The sequence below is a fragment of the Deferribacterota bacterium genome, assembly GCA_034189185.1.
Lineage (GTDB): Bacteria > Chrysiogenota > Deferribacteres > Deferribacterales > UBA228 > UBA228.
The window spans coordinates 1-2000 of sequence record JAXHVM010000256.1 but is presented as its reverse complement, the minus strand read 5'-3'; the positions used below and the strand labels follow the sequence as shown (position 1 = coordinate 2000).

Annotated in this window: 1 protein-coding gene; it reads left to right on the top strand. The window is 31.5% G+C overall.

Annotated features, from left to right (window positions below):
• On the top strand, positions 1-1716 hold a 1716-nt coding region (locus SVN78_10615; GenBank protein MDY6822057.1), incomplete at its 5' end, for a reverse transcriptase domain-containing protein.
• Positions 1717-2000: the final 284 nt, after the last annotated feature.

Sequence of the window (2000 nt, the reverse complement as noted above, 5' to 3'; positions counted from 1 at the left end):
TTTATCTTAGCCGTGGAAACTCTAGGAAATTTAATCAGACAAAATAAAAACATTAAAGGAATAAATATCAATGACACGGAAATAAAAATTTTGCAATATGCAGACGATACTTCAGGAATACTACAAGACATTAAATCAGCAAAAGAATTTTTGAAAACAATAGACGAATTTGGCAAACACTCAGGTCTAAAACTTAATATAGAAAAAACTGAAGGAATGTGGCTAGGCAAAAACAAAAACAACCAGTCCAAACCCCTCGGGATCTCATGGTCAAATCAACCCTTAAAAATTTTAGGAATTTACATGTCTTACAATAAAGAAGAGAACAATAGACTAAACTTTGAAGAGAAAATAACAAAGTGTAAACAGATTTTAAACTTGTGGCAAACACGTAACTTAACCCTTTTAGGAAAGACTCAAATAGTTAAAACCTTCATAATATCCCAATTTTCATATCCAACACGCGTAAATACTATCCCCGATAAATATTTAGACGAAATTAACCAAATGATCTTTAAATTTATTTGGGGTAGCAAGAAAGCAAAAATTAAGAGAAATATAATGCATAATACTATTGAAAATGGAGGTCTAAAAGTTCCAGATGTCAAGTCTATAGTTCAAGCCTCACGGTGCATATGGATTAAAAAATACACAACACCAGGTGAAAATGCATGGAAAACTTTATTCACAAATGCTCTGATAAAATCTGATCTAAATCATAAAATTATATTTCATTGTAACTTCGACATAGAACAGTGGCCAAATAGACAACTCCTGTCACCTATTAACAGAGAAATCTTGACTGAATGGTTCCGGTTCAACAATACATCAGAAATAAGCAAAACACAAATAATTTGGTACAACAAAAGTATATTAATTCAAAGAAAAGCAGTATTTTACCCAACTTTTTTACAAGTAGGCATAATATGCACTGACGATTTATACCATGAAAACAAGGAGTTAAGAAACTTTGCGTTTTGGAAGGCTAAAGGTATACCAAATAAAGATTTTCTCAAGTGGGCGGGGTTGGTATCTGCAGTTACTAAACACCTAAAAAAGAATCAAAGGGAAGAAGAATTCTTTCGGTCAGTTAACTTAGAATCTGAAGAACTAACTTTCCTAAATCGCTCTTTGACCGTTGTGACACCAAAATTTATTTATGAGAATTTGATACAACAAAAATGTGGAGATATCACTAATACACCTCGCATTGCTAGATATACTAATATAGAAACTAACTGGAGTACGTACTATAAGATTGCACTAACCATACCCATAGACACTAAAACACGCGAATTTCAATATAAATTTCTTCATGATGCATTAATAAATAATTTTTGGTTGAAAAAGTGGGAAATATTAGAATCGGATCTCTGTACATTTTGTCAAAATGCAAAAGAAGATATAATTCATTTATTTTGGGAATGTGAACATGTGAAGCGATTTTGGAATAATTTTAAAGAAAAGTACAATACAGTACTCACAGAACCGCTCAACTTATTTTTAATTGTTTGTAGTAATAGTGACCCCTTATTGTGCACTCTTATTTTATTAGCCAAAAGATATATATATGAATGCCGCTTTACCAGCTCAAATCCAGATATACAAACCTTCAAGTGGAAAGTTGCTTATCTTAGAAATACAGAGTTTGAAATTGCAAGAAGGCATTGTACAGTCCAAAAATATTTAAAAAAATGGGAACCTTTAATTGTTTAGGTAATATTGTTTGTAGTTTGAGGCCGAAAGAGAAAAGAAATGTGTATGTTATCCCTTACCTAATTTGAAACTGAACAGAATGGATTGTCTTTGCCTGTGTGTGAATGGAAATTAATGCTCTAATAAAAAAAATAAAAAAAAAAAAATAAATAAAAAAAAAAAAATATAGACTTGATGTTTAAGGAGCGAAGTAGCCTCCTGCTCAAACGGTAAAACTTCACAGTAATGATTGACTGATAAGTATTGCGCTAAATAAAGGCTTGGCCAAATGACAGGCCATTGGA